The 16,768-nt window shown below is 64.0% G+C and carries 13 protein-coding genes and 1 pseudogene; 9 read left to right on the top strand and 5 right to left on the bottom strand.

The genetic code is table 11. The features are described 5' to 3' along the window. Positions 1-471: 471 nt before the first annotated feature. Together AAFX91_RS18200 and AAFX91_RS18205 are read right to left on the bottom strand one after the other, a co-directional pair. Positions 472-1,713: a PLP-dependent aminotransferase family protein gene (locus AAFX91_RS18200; RefSeq protein ID WP_394567322.1), complete on the bottom strand. Its 1,242-nt coding sequence runs from the start codon at positions 1,711-1,713 to the stop codon at positions 472-474. Positions 1,714-1,774: 61 nt separating this feature from the next. Next, positions 1,775-2,239, bottom strand: coding sequence for a DUF3124 domain-containing protein (locus AAFX91_RS18205; RefSeq protein ID WP_245476704.1), 465 nt, complete (start codon positions 2,237-2,239; stop codon positions 1,775-1,777). 127 nt (positions 2,240-2,366) lie between these two features. On the opposite strand from AAFX91_RS18205, the pseudogene AAFX91_RS18210 reads away from it, so the two are divergent. From AAFX91_RS18210 to AAFX91_RS18225, 4 genes and pseudogenes are all read left to right on the top strand, one after another. Beyond that, a pseudogene (locus AAFX91_RS18210) lies at positions 2,367-4,099 on the top strand (cation:proton antiporter). 108 nt (positions 4,100-4,207) lie between these two features. Then, complete coding sequence (gene ribB, locus AAFX91_RS18215; RefSeq protein ID WP_394567323.1) at positions 4,208-5,284, top strand: 3,4-dihydroxy-2-butanone-4-phosphate synthase; 1,077 nt, start codon at positions 4,208-4,210, stop codon at positions 5,282-5,284. A gap of 171 nt (positions 5,285-5,455) precedes the next feature. Continuing rightward, a complete protein-coding gene (locus AAFX91_RS18220) occupies positions 5,456-6,670 on the top strand; it encodes an acyl-CoA dehydrogenase (protein ID WP_130582802.1) in 1,215 nt (404 codons plus the stop codon). Positions 6,671-6,817: 147 nt separating this feature from the next. Then, positions 6,818-7,735, top strand: a complete 918-nt coding sequence (locus AAFX91_RS18225; RefSeq protein ID WP_394567324.1) for an MBL fold metallo-hydrolase — start codon at positions 6,818-6,820, stop codon at positions 7,733-7,735. A 54-nt stretch (positions 7,736-7,789) separates the two neighbouring features. Here AAFX91_RS18225 and AAFX91_RS18230 read toward each other — a convergent pair whose 3' ends face one another. The 3 genes from AAFX91_RS18230 to AAFX91_RS18240 form a co-directional block, all read right to left on the bottom strand. Then, positions 7,790-9,001, bottom strand: coding sequence for an ABC transporter substrate-binding protein (locus AAFX91_RS18230; protein WP_130582800.1), 1,212 nt, complete (start codon positions 8,999-9,001; stop codon positions 7,790-7,792). A 253-nt stretch (positions 9,002-9,254) separates the two neighbouring features. Continuing rightward, the gene (locus tag AAFX91_RS18235; protein ID WP_394567325.1) at positions 9,255-10,823 is read right to left on the bottom strand and encodes a DUF4403 family protein; all 1,569 of its coding nucleotides are present in this window, start codon (positions 10,821-10,823) and stop codon (positions 9,255-9,257) included. Positions 10,824-11,114: 291 nt separating this feature from the next. Then, a complete protein-coding gene (locus AAFX91_RS18240; protein ID WP_394567326.1) occupies positions 11,115-11,801 on the bottom strand; it encodes a L,D-transpeptidase in 687 nt (228 codons plus the stop codon). 379 nt (positions 11,802-12,180) lie between these two features. Here AAFX91_RS18240 and AAFX91_RS18245 point away from each other — a divergent pair, with 379 nt between their 5' ends. The 5 genes from AAFX91_RS18245 to AAFX91_RS18265 all read left to right on the top strand — a co-directional run bounded on the left by AAFX91_RS18245 (position 12,181) and on the right by AAFX91_RS18265 (position 16,710). Next, complete coding sequence (locus AAFX91_RS18245; RefSeq protein WP_394567327.1) at positions 12,181-13,299, top strand: ABC transporter substrate-binding protein; 1,119 nt, start codon at positions 12,181-12,183, stop codon at positions 13,297-13,299. A 193-nt stretch (positions 13,300-13,492) separates the two neighbouring features. Continuing rightward, entirely contained in the window at positions 13,493-14,347 is an 855-nt protein-coding gene (locus AAFX91_RS18250; RefSeq protein ID WP_130580011.1) for a branched-chain amino acid ABC transporter permease, read from the top strand. Next, positions 14,347-15,276, top strand: a complete 930-nt coding sequence (locus AAFX91_RS18255) for a branched-chain amino acid ABC transporter permease (protein WP_130580012.1) — start codon at positions 14,347-14,349, stop codon at positions 15,274-15,276. Before AAFX91_RS18250 ends, AAFX91_RS18255 begins: the two co-directional genes overlap by 1 nt. Further along, positions 15,273-16,016, top strand: coding sequence for an ABC transporter ATP-binding protein (locus tag AAFX91_RS18260; protein WP_130580013.1), 744 nt, complete (start codon positions 15,273-15,275; stop codon positions 16,014-16,016). Before AAFX91_RS18255 ends, AAFX91_RS18260 begins: the two co-directional genes overlap by 4 nt. After that, on the top strand, positions 16,003-16,710 hold the full coding sequence (locus tag AAFX91_RS18265) for an ABC transporter ATP-binding protein (RefSeq protein WP_130580014.1): 708 nt from the start codon (positions 16,003-16,005) through the stop codon (positions 16,708-16,710). Before AAFX91_RS18260 ends, AAFX91_RS18265 begins: the two co-directional genes overlap by 14 nt. The last annotated feature ends 58 nt before the right edge of the window (positions 16,711-16,768 follow it).

The raw sequence follows: 16,768 nt of genomic DNA on the forward strand, positions 1-16,768 counted from the left end.
ATGGGTGCAACCGGCACCCGGCTTTCCCTGCGCCCTCTGATATCGAGGAGGGCGAAACGAGACGCAAAGCTCGGGCAGCTCATGCCGCGAGAACGCGCACTCGCATCCTCCCCGCTGTTTGACAATTGAATCAGACCTCACCTCGTCATTGCGAGCGGAGCGAAGCAATCCATCGCGCCGCGTGTGGGGGCATGGATTGCTTCGCTGCGCTCGCAATGACGTGGATAGCGCGGCGCACTCGCACCTATCCCCTCACCCTGAGGAGACCGCGCAGCGGTCGTCTCGAAGGGCGAGGCCACCGGCAGGGCCTCATCCTTCGAGACGCGGCGAAGACGCCGCTCCTCAGGATGAGGTCTGGCAGCGACGTAGGGTGGGCAAAGCGAAGCGTGCCCACCACCGCGCACGGAATGCTTGATGGTGGGCACGCTGCGCTTTGCCCACCCTACATCTCTGTTCAGCAAGCGAATGCCTTCAGCCCTGCGCGCGTTCGATATTGCCGCTGCGCGTCGGCACGCCGAATTCGCGCCGGCAGACATCGGCGAGCACCGCCACGCCTTCGCGGATCTGCTGATGCGAGGGGCTCGCGAAGCACAGCCGCAGCCGGCTGCCGGACCACGCTTTGTTGGTCGACCATTCCGGTCCCGGATTGATGGAGACGCCGGCGGCGAGCGCCGCCTGGTAGAGTTTCAGCGTATCGACATGATCCGGAAGCTTGACCCACAGAAAGATGCCGCCCCTCGGCTCCTCGAATTCCGCCACGGTGCCGAACTGCTCGTTCAGCGCCTCCATCAGCGTATCGAGCTTCTTGCGCAGGCCGCGCGTCAGCTCCGGCACATGGGTCGCAAAATGCGGCGCGCAATATTCGGCGAGCACCATCTGCTCCAGCGCGCCGGAGCCTGCATCGGTCTTCAGCGCCAGCATCCGCGACATCACCTCCCAGGGTGCGACGATGAAGCCGACGCGCAGGGCAGGCGCGATCGATTTCGAGAACGAACCGATATGGATCACGCCGCCATGCTGGCTCATGGCGTAGATCGCGGGCGGGCGCTCGCCGCTCCAGGTGAGGTCGGCGTAGCAATCGTCCTCGAAGATCGGCACGCCATACTCGCGCGACAGCTTCAGCATCTCGGCGCGGCGGCTCTGGGGCAGGATCGAGCCGGTCGGGTTCTGCACGGTCGGGATGGTGTAGATATATTTCGGCGTAATGCCGCGCCGCTTATGGTCGGCGAGCGCGGCAGCCAGCGCATCGATCCGGATGCCGTCCTGGTCGAGGGGAATGCCGACGGCGTTGACGCCGAGCCGCGTGAGCCGGTTCAGCGAGCCCTGATAGGTCTCCTGCTCGATCAACACGGTGTCGCCCCGCGCAAGCAGCGTGTGGTTGACGAGGTCGAGCGCCTGCAGCGAGCCCGAGACGATCAATATGTCATCGGCCGTGCAGACGATGCCGGCGTCGCGCTTGAGCTTGCCGGTGAGGAATTCGCGCAAGGGCCGATACCCCTGCGGGCCATGGGCGAGGTTGTAGGTCGCGAGCGCCTTGCCCTCGCGCTTCAACACCGCGTTGACCGCCTCGATCAGCCCGTCGACCGGAACCCCATCCGGATCGTTGTTGCCGCCGACGAAGCTGTACTTGGCAAGCCCGGTCCACTTGGCGGCCGCCGCCGGCAGGCCGGCGGGCAACAGCGGCGCGAAATCGAATTGGGTTGAGGCGGACATGGACATTTACTCCCGTGTTGTTGTCATTGAGAAGGCCCAAGTGAAGTGGAAGGCCCTCTTGCTAGTTCTTGCCGACGATCCTGATCGGTCGCCCCTGGCTGATGAAGGCATAATGCCCCGGGCCGACGCTGCCAACCATCAGCGCTTCGACCGCGGGTTCGGCGATCTCGCCGGCTGCGGCCCAGTCCACCACGAAATTGGCGCCGGTGCCGCCGCGCACGTCGGAAATGGGGATGAAGACCTCGATGGTTGCGAACGGCTTCAGCGCGATCGGCGCCTTGAGGTAGCTTTCAACCGGCTTGCCTTCGGTGTCGAAATAGGCGATCCGCTTCAATACGAGGGGCTTGGTCTCGGAGGTGTTGTGGACACTCAATGTCACCGAGAAATCGGCCCTGAGCCTGCCTTGGCTCATCGAGACACTGGAATAGACTGGGACATAGAAAGAGCCGGAAACGGCGAGATTCTCGGCGGGAACAGCCGTCAGCGAACTCGCAAAACCCTGCTCGATGCTGCCGTTTTGCGCCATGGAGGGGCGGGATGCGGTCAGCGATGCCAGAATCGCCAGAAACAGGCTAAGGGCGCGGATGTGACAGATTGCTCGTTTGACCCCCGTGCTTGGGTCTCTAGGTTGCGATGAGGAGAAGCCCCAAGACATGCATGAACTTATAGGTGATATTACTTTAAGCATCCTGTTCGCCTGGGTGCTCGGCCTGTTAGCTCATTTCTCCCGGCAACCCCTGATCCTGGCCTACCTTATCGCCGGGTTTTTGATTGGTCCATTCGGCACGGGTCTGGTCAAGTCCCAGGAATCGATCAGCGTCATATCAGAGCTCGGCCTGATCTTCATGCTGTTCATGATCGGGCTCGAGATCGACCTGAAGAAGATCGTCCGCGCCGGCAAGGTGATCCTGTTCGCGGCGGGCGGCCAGCTCCTGGGCGGCTGCCTGCTCGGCATCCTGTTTTTCGTCGGCATCGGGCTGTCGATGGGCGGCGGCGGCAAGTTCGACGCGCTTTATCTCTGCGTCGCCTGCGCGCTCTCCTCGACGTGATCATCGTCAAGGTGCTCTACGAGAAGCGCGAGCTCGATACGCTGCCCGGCCGCATCACGCTGGGCGTGCTGGTGCTGCAGGACATCTTTGCGATCCTGTTCCTCGCGGTGCAGCCGAGCCTCGACAACCTCCAGGTCGGCATCATCCTGCTTTCGATCCTGCGCGTCGGCGTGCTGGTGGCGACGGCGCTGGTGCTCAGCCGCTACGTGCTGCCACGGCTGTTCCAGCAGATCGCACGCCGCCCCGAGCTGATCCTCTTGGGCGCGCTCGCCTGGTGCTTCCTGATCGGCGAGGTCGCCGAACGCCTGCATCTGTCGCGCGAGATGGGCTCGCTGGTCGCCGGGGTGTCGCTGTCGACCTTCCCTTATGCGCTCGACGTCACCGCCAAGGTCACGACCCTCCGTGATTTCTTCATCACGCTGTTCTTCGTCGCGCTCGGGATGACCATCCCGGTTCCCGGCCTCTCGGTGATCGGGCTTGCGCTGTTGATTGCGGCGTTCACCGTAGTGAGCCGCCTGGTCACGACGTTCACGCCGCTCTATCTGATGAAGCAGGGCTTGAGGGCCAGCCTGCTGCCGGCGATCAACCTGGCGCAGATCTCGGAATTCTCGCTGGTGGTGATCCAGACCGGCGTCGCCGCCGGGCATATCTCCACTGCGACATCGAGCGCCGCCTCCTTCGCCTTCGTGGTGCTGGCGGTGTTGAGCACCTTCGCGATCACCAGGAGCAGCGAGATCACCCGTTCCCTGATCGGGCGGTTGAAGCGGATCGGGCTTCGCGACCTCGACCAGGTCCACCCTGCGGAAGGGGGCGGTCAGGAGGCCGGCCACGGCGAGAGCCGCCGGATCGTGATCCTCGGCTTTTTCCGCGCCGCCAGCGCCCTGCTCAGCCAGATCGAGCGGCAGAACGAAGCGCTGTTGGAGCAGATCAGCGTCATCGATTTCAACCCGCTGGTGTTCAGGACCTTGAAAGATCGCGGCCTGCAGGTGATCTATGGTGATATCAGCAATGTCGATACGCTGGTGCATGCCGGCATCGGCAAGGCCGAGATCATCATTCTGAGCGTGCCGGATTCGCTCCTGGTCGGCGCCAACAATGAGAAGCTGGTCCGCCATGTCCGGAGCCTCAATCCGACCGCCAAGATCGTCGCGACCGCCGATTTCCTGGCCGATGTGAACGATCTCTACGTGGCCGGGGCCGACTACGTGACGGTGACGCGGATCAGCGACGCGAGCGAGCTGTTCTCGGTGATCGAAGCCGCCGATGCCGGACTTCTGGAAGAGAAGCGCGCCGCGATGGATGCGCAGCTCGCCGAGCGACGGGAGGTGTTGCCTTGAGATACGGCCTGGTATGCCTGCCGACGCTGTTCTGGCCTGCGGATTGATGCTGGCGCGGGCTGCCGGTTCCGGCTAATGCACTGCCAGCAAAAAGCGAGATTTTGAAACATGGCCGATACGATCCAGGAAGTGTTGCAAGCCTTTGCGAAGGGCGAACTCGTCGTCGTCACCGATGACGACGACCGGGAAGGCGAGGGCGATCTGATCGTCGCCGCGTCGCTCTGTACCGCCGACAAGATGGCCTTCATCATCCGCCACACCTCTGGCATCGTCTGCGCGCCGATCACCACCGACGACGCGAAACGGCTGCGGCTCGACCCGATGGTCGCGCACAACGATTCCAGCCACACCACTGCCTTCACCGTCTCGATCGACTACAAGCCCGATGGCGGCACCGGCATTTCGGCAGACGAGCGCGCCTCCTGCTGCCGTGCGCTCGCCAATCCCAATGCCGGCGCCAATGATTTCGCCCGGCCGGGCCACATCTTCCCACTGATCGCCCGCGATGGCGGCGTGCTCCTGCGCTCCGGCCATACGGAAGCCGCGGTCGACCTCTGCAAGCTCGCCGGCCTGTCGCCGGTCGGCGTCATCAGCGAATTGATGAACGACGACGGCACGGTGATGAAGGGTGCGCAGGTCGCCCGTTTTGCCGCCGCCAACAACCTCAAGCACGTCACGATCGCCGACCTGATCGCCTATCGGCAGGCCCGCGAGAAGCTGATCGAGCGGGTCGCGACGTTTACGACCGACAGCCCGATCGGCCCGCTGCAGGGCTATGCCTACCGCTCGCCGTTCGACGAGATCATGCACGCCGCCTTCGTCTATAACGGCATCGGCGACGGCAAGAACGTGCTGACGCGGTTGCACAAGCCGAACATCGTCAAGGACATCTTCACCGGCGGGGCTCGCATGGAAGCCGTTCTGCGGCAGTTCAAGAAGGCCGGCCGCGGCGTGCTGGTTTACTTGCGCGACGGCGCCGCCGGTGTTCCCGTCGAGCCCGTCGGCGCGACGCAGACCGCGGAGGCCGATCGCAACCGGCAATGGCGCGAGGTCGGCGTCGGCGCACAGATCCTGCGCGATCTCGGCGTCACCTCGATCCGCAACCTCACCTCATCCGTGCACGACTACAAGGGATTGTCCGGTTTCGGTATCGAGATCGTCTCCAACGAGAAACTCGAAAGTTAATCGATACTGTCATTCCGGGGCGCGCGTAGCGCGAACCCGGAATCTCGAGATTCCGGGTTCGATGCTGCGCATCGCCCCGGAATGACGGTGAAGGGATCACCAATTGCGCTTCCACTCACGGCGCTTTAATTTAACGGGTAATTCCGAAACGACGATGCGAAAGGGATTTTCATGAGCGTGCGCCCCCAGGCCAAGGACAAGCCGGCAGCGGCTTCTTTCCAGTGGGATGATCCGTTCCTGCTCGATGACCAGCTCACCGAAGACGAGCGCATGATCCGCGACACCGCGCGCGCCTATGCGCAGGACAAGCTGTTGCCGCGCGTCATCAACGCCTATCTGGAAGAGAAGACCGACCGCGACATCTTCAACGAGATGGGGGAACTCGGCCTGATCGGCGTCACGCTGCCGGAGGAATATGGCTGCGCGAATGCAAGCTATGTCGCCTATGGCCTGGTGGCGCGTGAGATCGAGCGGGTCGATTCCGGTTATCGCTCGATGAACTCGGTGCAGTCCTCGCTGGTGATGTACCCGATCTATGCCTATGGCGATGAGAACCAGCGCAAGAAATATCTGCCCAAGCTCGCCACCGGAGAATGGGTCGGCTGTTTCGGCCTGACCGAGCCGGATGCGGGTTCCGATCCCGGCGGCATGAAGACCCGCGCCGAGAAGGTTTCCGACGGCTACCGGCTGACCGGCAGCAAGATGTGGATCTCGAACGCGCCGATCGCCGACGTCTTCGTGGTGTGGGCCAAGTCGGCCGCCCACGACAACCAGATCCGCGGCTTCATCCTGGAGAAGGGCATGAAGGGTCTCTCCGCGCCGAAGGTCGGCGGCAAGCTTTCGCTGCGCGCCTCCATCACCGGCGAGATCGTGCTTGATGGCGTGGTGGTTCCGGAGAGCGCGCTATTGCCCAATGTCTCCGGTCTCAAGGGTCCGTTCGGCTGCCTCAATCGCGCCCGCTACGGCATCTCCTGGGGCGCGATGGGCGCCGCGGAGGACTGCATGCACCGCGCGCGTCAATATACCCTCGACCGCAAGCAGTTCGGTCGTCCGCTCGCCGCCACCCAATTGGTGCAGAAGAAGCTCGCCGACATGGAGACCGAGATCGCGCTCGGCCTGCAGGCCTCGCTTCGCGTCGGCCGGCTGATGGACGAGGGCAAGATGGCGCCGGAGATGATCTCCATCGTCAAGCGCAACAATTGCGGCAAGGCGCTCGACATTGCCCGCATGGCGCGCGACATGCACGGCGGCAACGGCATCCAGATCGAATACCACGTCATGCGCCACGCCGCGAATCTGGAAACCGTGAACACCTATGAAGGCACTCACGACGTCCACGCGCTGATCCTGGGCCGCGCCATCACCGGTATCCAGGCGTTTTCGTAAGCGCTGAAGTTGTGGAGCGATATGTAACCCCTTGCTCCGTCATGGCCGGGCTTGTCCCGGCCATCCACGTGTGAGCTTCCGGAAAGAAAGCGCGTGGATGCCCGGGACAAGCCCGGGCATGACGGAATCAGCGTCAGGTGTTTAGCCATGGCCGACAACGACGACATCCCGTTCAACCGCGATTTTCCGCTTCAGCCCGGCGTGGTCGACGAAGCCCGCCCCGGCGTGCGGCGCGTTCTCTGCAACAATCCGAGCGCGTTCACCTTCACCGGTACGGTCAGCTACATCGTGGGCAAGGGCAATGTCGCGATCATCGATCCCGGTCCGGATGATGAAGCGCATGCCAGGGCGCTCTTGGATGCCGTGCGCGGCGAGACCGTGACGCATATCCTGGTCACCCACACCCATCGCGACCATTCGCCGAACACCGCGCGGATCAAGCAGGCGACCGGCGCGCCCGTTTATGCCGAGGGCCCGCACCGCGCCTCGCGGCCGCGGTTCGAGAGCGAGAAGCATAATCCGGAGTCTGGGGCCGACCGCGACTTCAGGCCGGACGTCGAGGTCAAGAACGGCGACGTGATCGAAGGTTCCGGCTGGGCGCTGGAGGCGGTGGCGACGCCGGGCCATACCGCCAATCATCTGGCGTTCGCCTGGCCGGAACGCGGCATCAATTTCGTCGGCGATCACGTGATGGGCTGGTCGACCTCGATCGTGGCGCCGCCGGACGGATCGATGATCGACTACATGGCTTCGCTGGAACGGCTGGAGCAGCGGCCCGAGGAACTCTATTTCTCCGGCCATGGCCCCGAAATTACCGAAGGGCCGCGCTACGTCCGCTTCCTGGCGCGACACCGAAAGGCGCGCGAAGCCTCGATCCTGCATCGTCTCGCCAAGGGTGAGGCCGATATCCCGACCATGGTGCGCGCGATCTATATCGGCCTCGATCCGCGGCTAACCGGCGCTGCCGGCTATTCGGTGCTGGCGCATCTGGAGGATCTGGTCGCCCGAGGGATCGTCACGACCGACGGCGATCCGGTGATCGGAGGAACGTACCGGCTGGCGTGAAGCGCAAAATGACGGATGGGGCGCTCCATCCGCCATTCACTTGCGTCGCGCGCGTCAGTGCGTCACCAGCGGGCAGCCGCCCTTGTCGAGCGGACGGAACGCTTCGTCGCCGGGCACGGTGGCGAGCAGCTTGTAGAGGTCCCATTCGCCCTTGGACTCCGAGGGCTTCTTCACCTCGAACAGGTACATGTCATGCACCATGCGCCCGTCGATCCTGATTTTTCCGTTCTTGGCGAAGAAATCGTTCACCGGAGTCGCCCGCATCTGCACCATCACCTTCGGCGCCTCGTCGGTGCCGATGGCCTCGATCGCCTTCAAATAATGCATCGTCGCCGAATAGAGCCCGGCCTGGATCATGGTCGGCATGTGCCCGACCTTCTCGTTGAAGCGCTTTGAGAAGGCCCGCGTCTCGTCATTCATGTCCCAATAGAAAGCGTCCGTGACGATCAGGCCCTGGGTTGCCTGGATGCCGAGCGAGTGCGTGTCGGTGATCTCCTGCAGCAGCGCGATCATCTTCTGGCCGCCCTGGGTGATGCCGAACTCGGCGGCCTGCTTCAGCGCATTGGTGGTGTCGCCGCCGGCGTTCGCGAGCGCCACGACCTTGGCCTTCGAGGCCTGCGCCTGCAGCAGGAAGGAGGAGAAGTCGGAGGTGTTGAGCGGGTGGCGCACCTCGCCGAGCACCTTGCCGCCGCTTTCCTTGACGACGTTGGCTGCGTCGCGCTCGAGCGCCATCCCGAAGGCATAATCGGCGGTGACGAAGAACCAGGTGTCCTCGCCGCGCTTGACCATCGCCTTGCCGGCGACGTTCGACAGCGCATAGGTGTCGTAGGTCCAGTGCACGGTGTTCGGCGAGCAGGCGACGCCGGTGAGGTCGGACGTGCCGCCGCCGGAATTGATATTGATCTTGTTCTTCTCGCGCGTCAGCGCCGAGATCGGCAGTGCGACCGAGGAGGTCGGCACGTCGAAGATCGCATCGACCTTCTCGTTATCGTACCAGTTCCTGGCAATGGCGACGCCGACGTCCGGCTTGTTCTGGTGATCGGCGAAGACCACCTCGACCGGCTTGCCCTTCACCTTGCCGCCGTAATCGGCGACCGCCATCTGCACCGCGGCGACCGAGCCCTTGCCGGTGGCATCGGCATAGAGGCTGGACATGTCGGTGAGCACGCCGATCCTGACCACGTCGTCGGAAATCTGGGCATTGGCGGCGCCGCCGGAAGCGGCAAGCGCGAGACCCGCCGCAAGGGCGGCCGCAAGCGGTTTCATCGTTTCTTCTCCCTGGCTTCTTGTGGAGGATTATCATTAACGCCGCCAGTTCTATCCGGTGCCATTAGGGCGGCAAAGCCCGGGACCGCGAACAAGGCCGCAGGGGAGGTTTGCACGCGCGCAGCCCGCAGCCCGGGTGGAGCGGAACGCGCAACCCGGGACGTCCGCATTCGCATTCACGAGCGGTCCCGGGTTACGCTGTCGCTCCACCCGGGCTACGGCAGTCCCCGCAAGAGCGGGGCGAGGGAGAACCTCAAAACGCCGGGAGCTTGCTGATGGAAACGTCGATTGCGCCTTCGGTTTCCACGATTACGCGCAGCGTCTTGGAATCGAAGGCGATGCCGGCGAGTCGCAGGCTCGTGATCTCGGTCGAAACCTTCACGCCGTCGTCGTTCTTCTGGTAATCGGCGATCGCAGCGGCGAGCTTCTCGCGGGCGTTGCTCGCGAACGGCTTCAGGTCGACGGTCATCTTCTCCGCGAGTGCCCGCTGCAACTGTGGCACCGCAGCGCGCGCCGCAGCACCCAGCAGGCCGAAAGCGGCCTCGGATTCGACCGCCAGCTCGATATCGGTCAGCCGCACGATCTGCTGCGCCTGATCCAGCACCGGCCGTCCCCAGATGTGCACGGTGGCCTCAGCGCCGAAGCCGAAGAAGCTCTTCTTCTCCTTTGCGTTCACCAACACCGAGACCAGAAGGCGATCGCCGGAGGCCGCTACGCTCGCGTGCTTCACCGTGACGTCAACCGGACCGGAGCCATCCTCCGGGAAGGTCTTGCCGGCGAGCTGCGCCTCCAAGAGTTTTGTCAGCGACACAAAGGACATGTCGACGGGCATGCCGATGCTGACATGGCCCGGCGTCTGCGGTCCGATCAGGATCGTCGCCGGGAACGGGCAGTCTGGCTTGGTCGGCGCCTCCGTGATCCGGGTCTCGGCTTCGATGCCGAGCGTCAGCGTCACCGCGGACGCGTCGACACGCGGCTGCGCCGCCAGCGCACGGATCGGGCGAAGCTCCAGCCACAATGGCGGCATGTTTGGGACGGCACCCGCACCCTGCAGCGGGATCGAGCGGCAGGCTTTCGCCCATTGCGCGCGCGCATTCTGCTCGAAGGTCGGATCGTTGCGCATCTTCGTCCGCACGGCGGTCAACTGGTCGGCGACGGTCTTGTCGATCAGCGGCTTGACCTGCGCCGGCACGTTGACGCGGACGCCTGCGACCGACAGGCCGGTGTCGCCGAGATTGACCTGCGCCTGGAGATTCGGCTCGATGCGCCAGGCCGCGGCCAGCCGGGGGCGCGAGGTCACGACCACATTGCCTTTGATCTCGGCGTTAGCATTGATCTGCTTGATGTTGATGTCACCGATCTGCTTGGCGGCATTGGCGCCGAGCAGGCTGCCGAGCACATCGCCGATCGCGCCCGTCGCCTTCGCCGACAGCGAGCCCGTGACGTTCAGCGCACCCGTCAGCGGCGTGGAGAGCGACAGTACGTCCTCCGCTCCGGTCGCCACGATTGGCCCACGCGAGGCGGTCCAGCCGATATCGGCATTCTGCAGGATCTGCGGCACCGGATTGTCGGCCTTGCCGTTGAAATTCTTCGGCGTGCCCCGGTCGGCGACGTCGCGGATCGCCGATAGCGCAACGGCGACCGGTGCCATCACCACCGAGCTGCGCGGCGCCGGTGGCAGCGGCGGCAATTCGGCCAGCGGCGGTGCCGGTACCGCGGCGTGCGGCGACAGCCAGTCCATGGCCTTCAGGCTGATCAGGAACGACGCCGCAATCACCGCGACGCCAATCAGTATCATCTTCGAACGCATCGGCAGACGCATCATCCCCCTCGGATCGAGAAGCCCCCGATTCGCTTATTATAGGGAAGGGAAAAGATGCACCAGTGCGGCGGATCGGTGTCCGCGCCGCGGCGCTTCTGGGCCGGGCGCCGTTTGGTTGAACATAGCCTGTGCGTAGCCCGGGTGAAGCGTCAGCGTAACCCGGGACCAGCGGCAAACGTTGATGCAGATGTCCCGGGTTACGCGTTCGCTCCACCCGGGCTACGAGAGCCCGCGAAATGAAAACGGCCCCGGCCAATGCCGGAGCCGCTCTTTAATCCAGTCTTTCGATGCTTACCGCACCGTCGTACCGAGATCGGCGCGGCGGTCGGTCATCGGCAGCACGATCACCCTGGTTCCGACGTTGACCCGGGAATAGAGGTCGATCACGTCTTCGTTGATGAGCCGCAGGCAGCCGGAGGAAACGTGGGTGCCGATCGTCTCCGGGGCATTGGTGCCGTGGATGCGATAGACGGTGCCACCGAGATACATGGCGCGGGCGCCGAGCGGGTTGCCGGGACCGCCGGCCATGTGGCGCGGCAGATAGGGCTGGCGGGCAATCATTTCCGGCGGCGGGGTCCAATCCGGCCATTCCGCCTTCTTGGTGATGGTCTGGACGCCGGACCAGGTGAAGCCGTCGCGGCCGACGCCGATGCCATAGCGCAGCGCCTGGCCGTTCCCGAGCACATAATAGAGATAGGTGTGCGGGGTATCGATGATGATCGTGCCGGGCGCTTCACGCGTCGCGTAATTGACGACCTGGCGGCGCAGGCGCGCGGGCAGTTCGAACCGGCCCTCGCCCTGGGGCGGCGCAGCCTCGACGGAGGGCGGCGGGGCAGCTTCGGTCGGCGGCGTCATGAGGAACGGGAAGAACGGCAGCGGAGCGGCCGAGCTCGATGTGGAAAAACCAATGGTGCCGATCGCCAGCGCGCCCAATGCGGCGGCGGCAAGACGCGAGTTTCGCTTAATGGAATTAAACATTGTCGACCCCTGTCTGACTACACCCTGTGGCGCCGTTTGCGGTGTGGCGCCTCGTTGACGCCATCCAGTACAGGTCAAGCGTTTCGGGACGTTTGCACGAAATCGCCAAAATGGTTTCGTGGGGGTAAGGATTTGTTTCGTTAAGATTTCGTCGCCGCCTGCCCGCGGGTTGCCCAACCTACGTTCTTGACTCGCCGTTTGCGTCGCGGGCAAACTGTTGGTCCAATTAAAAGAAAAACAAACGCATCAGGCAGAAAAGGCCTGTTGTGGCAGGGAGTTTAGAAATGAAGCCATTCTTGAAATGGCTCGCAGCCGCGAGCATTCTCGGTCTCGGTATTTCCGCCCAAACCCTTTAGCCCAGCAGCCCATCCGTATAGGTGTGCCGACCTCCATCCAGCTCCAGGTCGGGCGCGACACCCAGAATGCAGCGAAGCTGGCGGCCGACGAGATCAACGCCAAGGGCGGCGTGCTCGGCCGCAAGCTTGAGATCGTCGTCGCCGACGAGACCGAGAACCCCGAGCAGGGGATCGCCGCGATCAAGAAGCTCACCGCCGACGACAAGGTGGACGTGCTGATCGGCGGCTACACCTCCGGCGTCACGCTGGCGCAATTGCCGCACATCTCCCGCGCCAAGACCATCTATATCGGCGTCGGCGCTGCATCGCCCGCGATCACCGCGAAGGTGAAGGCCGACTACGACAATTACAGATATATTTTCCGGGCCTTCCCGATCAACGCGGCGCACCAGGCCCGCGCGCTTGTCGACTTCATCAACGGCAAGCTCAAGGACGACATGAAGTTCACCAAGATCGCGATCGTCGGCGAAAACGCGAAATGGGTGCAGGATCTGGTGCCGATCCTCAAGAAGGGCGCGATCGAGGGCGGCTCCGACGTGAAGCTCGCCGAATTCTTCGACACCTCGACCTCGGACTTCTCGCCGCTGTTTGCCAAGGTCAAGGACAGCGGCGCGCAATACCTGATCGTGATCCTGTCGCACGCCTCGTCGGACGTGTTCGTCAAGCAGTGGCATGACGCGCAGGTTCCGATTCCGATCGGCGGCATCGACGTCAAGAGTCAGGACGCCGACTTCTTCACCCGCGTCGGCGGCAAGGCCAACAGCGAAACGGTGGGCATGTTCGCGATCCGTGCGCCGCTGACGCCGAAGACCATTCCGTTCTGGGATGAGTTCGTCAAACGCTACGGCACCGCGCCTGTCTACACCGGCATCGGCGCCTATGACGCGGTCTACGTCTATGCCGACGCGGTTGCCCGCGCCAAGTCGACTGAAGCCGACGCCGTCATCAAGGAGCTCGAGAAGACCGACCATGTCGGCATCGCCGGCAAGCTGGTGTTCGATGAGCTGCATGACGTCAAGACCGGCCCCGGCCTGCAGAATCTGCTGTTCGTGCAGTGGCAGCCGAATGGCGAGCGCGTCGTGGTCTGGCCAAAGGAATCGGCCACCGGCAAGATGATCGCTCCGCCCTGGATGAGCAACTGATCGCGTCTGTTCTCGCTGGTCGATCGGCCCACCTGGTGTGGCCGGTCGACCAGAGCTTCGGTTCTGATTGGATCAGAACCGAAGCCCTGGACCCTTATTTTGACGCGTTTTCTTCACGCGAACCGGTACCCACTTCGCTCGAAAACGCTCTAACGCGGCGACGCGCGCTCTCGCGACCTTCGACAGGGATAGCATGCTTGAAATTCTGATCTATGGCGCGGTGTCGAGCGCGATCTATGCCATGCTCGCGGTCGGCTTTACGCTGATCTTCGGTGTGGCGCGGATTCTCAACCTCGCGCATGGCGCGTTCTACGCGCTCGGCGCCTATGCGGCCTACGTCTTCACCGGCCTGTTGCATTGGCCGTTGTTCATCGCAGCACCGCTCGCGGTGCTTTTCGTCGCGCTGTTCGGCGTGTTGATGGAGCGGTTCCTGGTCCGTCCGCTGCGCTATTCGCAGCTTGCGGTGCTGATGATCACGCTCTCGGTGTCGCTCGCGGTCGAGCAGGGGCTGTTCATCACCTTCGGTTCCGAATACCGCAATGTGCCGTCCTTCGTGGCGGAGAAGATTTCCATCGGCGGCGTGGACATCGGCGGACAGCGTCTGCTCGCACTGATCGCCGGCGTGCTGGTGCTCCTTCTATTGTGGCTGTTCATCCAGCGCACGCGGCTTGGGGCTGCCATCCTCGCGGTGTCGCAAGATCCGGAGGCCGCGCAATATATGGGCATTCCCACCAACCGCATCTTCTCGGTCGTGATGGCGATCTCGGCCGGCACCGCGGCGCTCGCGGGCGTCCTGGTCTCGCCGTTCCTCACGGTGCAGCCGACCATGGGACTGCTGCCGATGGTGAAGGCGTTCGCCATCGTCATCGTCGGCGGGCTCGGATCGATCCCGGGCAGCATCCTGGCCGCGCTCCTGCTCGGCTATTCCGAGACCATCGTCGCCTACCTCATTTCGTCCTCGTGGACCGAATTGGTGTCGCTGGTCGCCGTGGTCACGACATTGATGATCAAGCCGTCCGGATTGCTCGGCCGGCGGGCGGCGTTCTGATGAAGCAGCTTTCCATCATCGATCTGTCCGGCGCCGTCGTCGTTGTGGCGTTGCTGGCGCTTGCGCCGGTGCTGCTCAACAGCAACTATTTCACCGGCGTCCTCACCGTCTGTGTGATCTACGCGATCTGGGCGGCGAGCTGGGACTTCATGTCCGGGCTCACCGGCCGCGAGAATTTCGGGCACTCGCTGTTCATCGGCGCCGGCGCCTATACCGCGGGCTTCCTCGCCACCGCCTGGTACGCCAATCCCTGGTACAGCCTGCCGACGGCGGTGGTGGTCGCGGTCGCCTTCAGCCTGATCGTCGGCTTCCCGACGCTGCGGCTGCGCGGGCCATATTTCGCGCTCGCCATGCTGTCGGCCTCCGCCATCATGCAGCGGCTCTGCCTGATCTTCTGGGAGTATAGCGGCGGCGAGGAAGGGCTCTACGGCCTCGATCCGTTGATCCAGTCGCCGCTGCACTACTACTGGTTCGTGCTGGCGATCCTGGTCGCGGCAGTCGCAATCCTCACCGCGCTGGCGCAATCGCATTGGGGGCTGTTGCTCCGCGCGATCCGCGGCGATGAGGCGACCTGCCAGGCCGCCGGCATCAACGTCACCTTCTACAAGATCGCCTCGCTGACGATCAGCGCGGCCTTCGCCGGCCTCGGCGGCGCGCTCTACGCGCATTACCAGTTGCAGGTCAGCCCGCCGTTGTTCTCCGTCGTGGTGTCGATCACGGTGATCATCATGGTCTATGTCGGGGGCATCGGCTCGATCTATGGGCCGGCGCTTGGCGCAATCATGCTGACGCTGTTGACCGAGCTCCTGCGCTCGTTCGGCGAATACCGGCTATGGGTCTATACGCTGACCTTGATGCTGATCCTGTTCTTCCTGCCCAACGGGCTGATCGCACCGCTATGGCGGCGGCTGACGGAGCGCTTCCGATGAGCGCCATCCTTGAGGTGAAGGACCTCTCCAAGCGCTTCGGCGGCCTCACGGCAACGAAGAACGTCAGCTTCTCGCTCGAGCCAGGCGAGCTCACCGGTATTCTCGGACCGAACGGCGCCGGCAAGACCACGCTGTTCAACCTGCTGACCGGGTTCATCGCCGCTGACACGGGCAGCGTCCTGTTCGAGGGACAGGAGTTGCGGGGATTGGCACCGCACAAGATCGTCAACCGCGGCGTCGCTCGGACCTTCCAGCTTACGCGTCCCTTCCTCGGTATGACGGTGCTGGAGAACGTCGTGGTCGCCTGCTTGTCGCCGCGGGCACGCGAAGCGCACGACAAGGAGGCTCGTGCGCAGGAGCTGCTCGACCAGGTTGGGCTCGGCGTCAAGGCGCGCGAGCCGGTCGAGACGCTGCCCTATGGCGACCTGCGGCGACTGGAGATCGCGCGTGCGCTCGCCACCAAGCCGGACCTCTTGCTGCTCGACGAACCCTTCGCGGGGCTCGGCAGCAGCGAGATCGAGCCGCTGGCGCAACTGATCAAGCGGCTGCATCGCGAGCAGAAGCTGACGATCCTCTTGATCGAGCACAAGCTGCGCGAGTTCATGGCGCTGGTCTCTCGCGTGATCGCGATCGATTTCGGCGAGATCATCGCGATTGCGCCGCCGGCCGAGATCGTGCGCAACCCGCGCGTGATCGAGGCCTATATCGGGAAGACGGAGGCCGCGCATGCCTCTGCTTGAAGTCGCAGATCTCAGCGTCCGCTACGGCAAGGCGCTGGCCGTCGAGCAGGTCAGCGTCACCGTCGACAAGGGCGAGCTGGTCGGCGTGCTCGGCCCGAATGGCGCCGGCAAGACCACGCTGTTGAAAGCAATCTCGCGCGCGATTCAGTCGACCGGCACGCTGAAGTTCAAGGGCGAGACGCTGGAGCGCCTGCCGCCCTACGACGTCGTCGCGCGCGGCATCTGCCACTGCCCCGAGGGTCGGCGATTGTTCCCCGAATTGTCTGTGCTGAAGAATCTGCAGCTCGGCGCCTATCTCAGGAGCAACAAGGCCGAGATCGCCGAAGACCTCGAACGCGTCTTCACGCTGTTCCCGGTCCTGAAGGAACGCCAGCAGCAGCAATCGAGCACGCTGTCGGGTGGCGAGCAGCAGATGGTGGCGATCGGCCGCGCCATGATGGGCCGCCCCGAATTGCTGCTGCTCGACGAGCCCTCGGTCGGCATCGCGCCGCGGCTGAAGGGTCTGATCTTCGACGCCATCGAGAAGATCAGGAAGGACGGCACCGCGATCCTGATCGTCGAGCAGGACGCCACCGCGACCTTGCGCATCGCCGACCGCGTCTACGTGCTCGAGCACGGCCGCACCGTCCGTGAAGGCCGCGCGAAGGATTTGGCGGGCGACGAATATATCAGGCAGGTGTATCTCGGCGTTTGAGTCCGTAGCCCGGGTGAAGCGCAGCGTAACCGGGACCGCTCGTAAATGCGGATGCAGG

This window comes from Bradyrhizobium sp. 31Argb, from assembly GCF_043638955.1.
Lineage (GTDB): Bacteria > Pseudomonadota > Alphaproteobacteria > Rhizobiales > Xanthobacteraceae > Bradyrhizobium.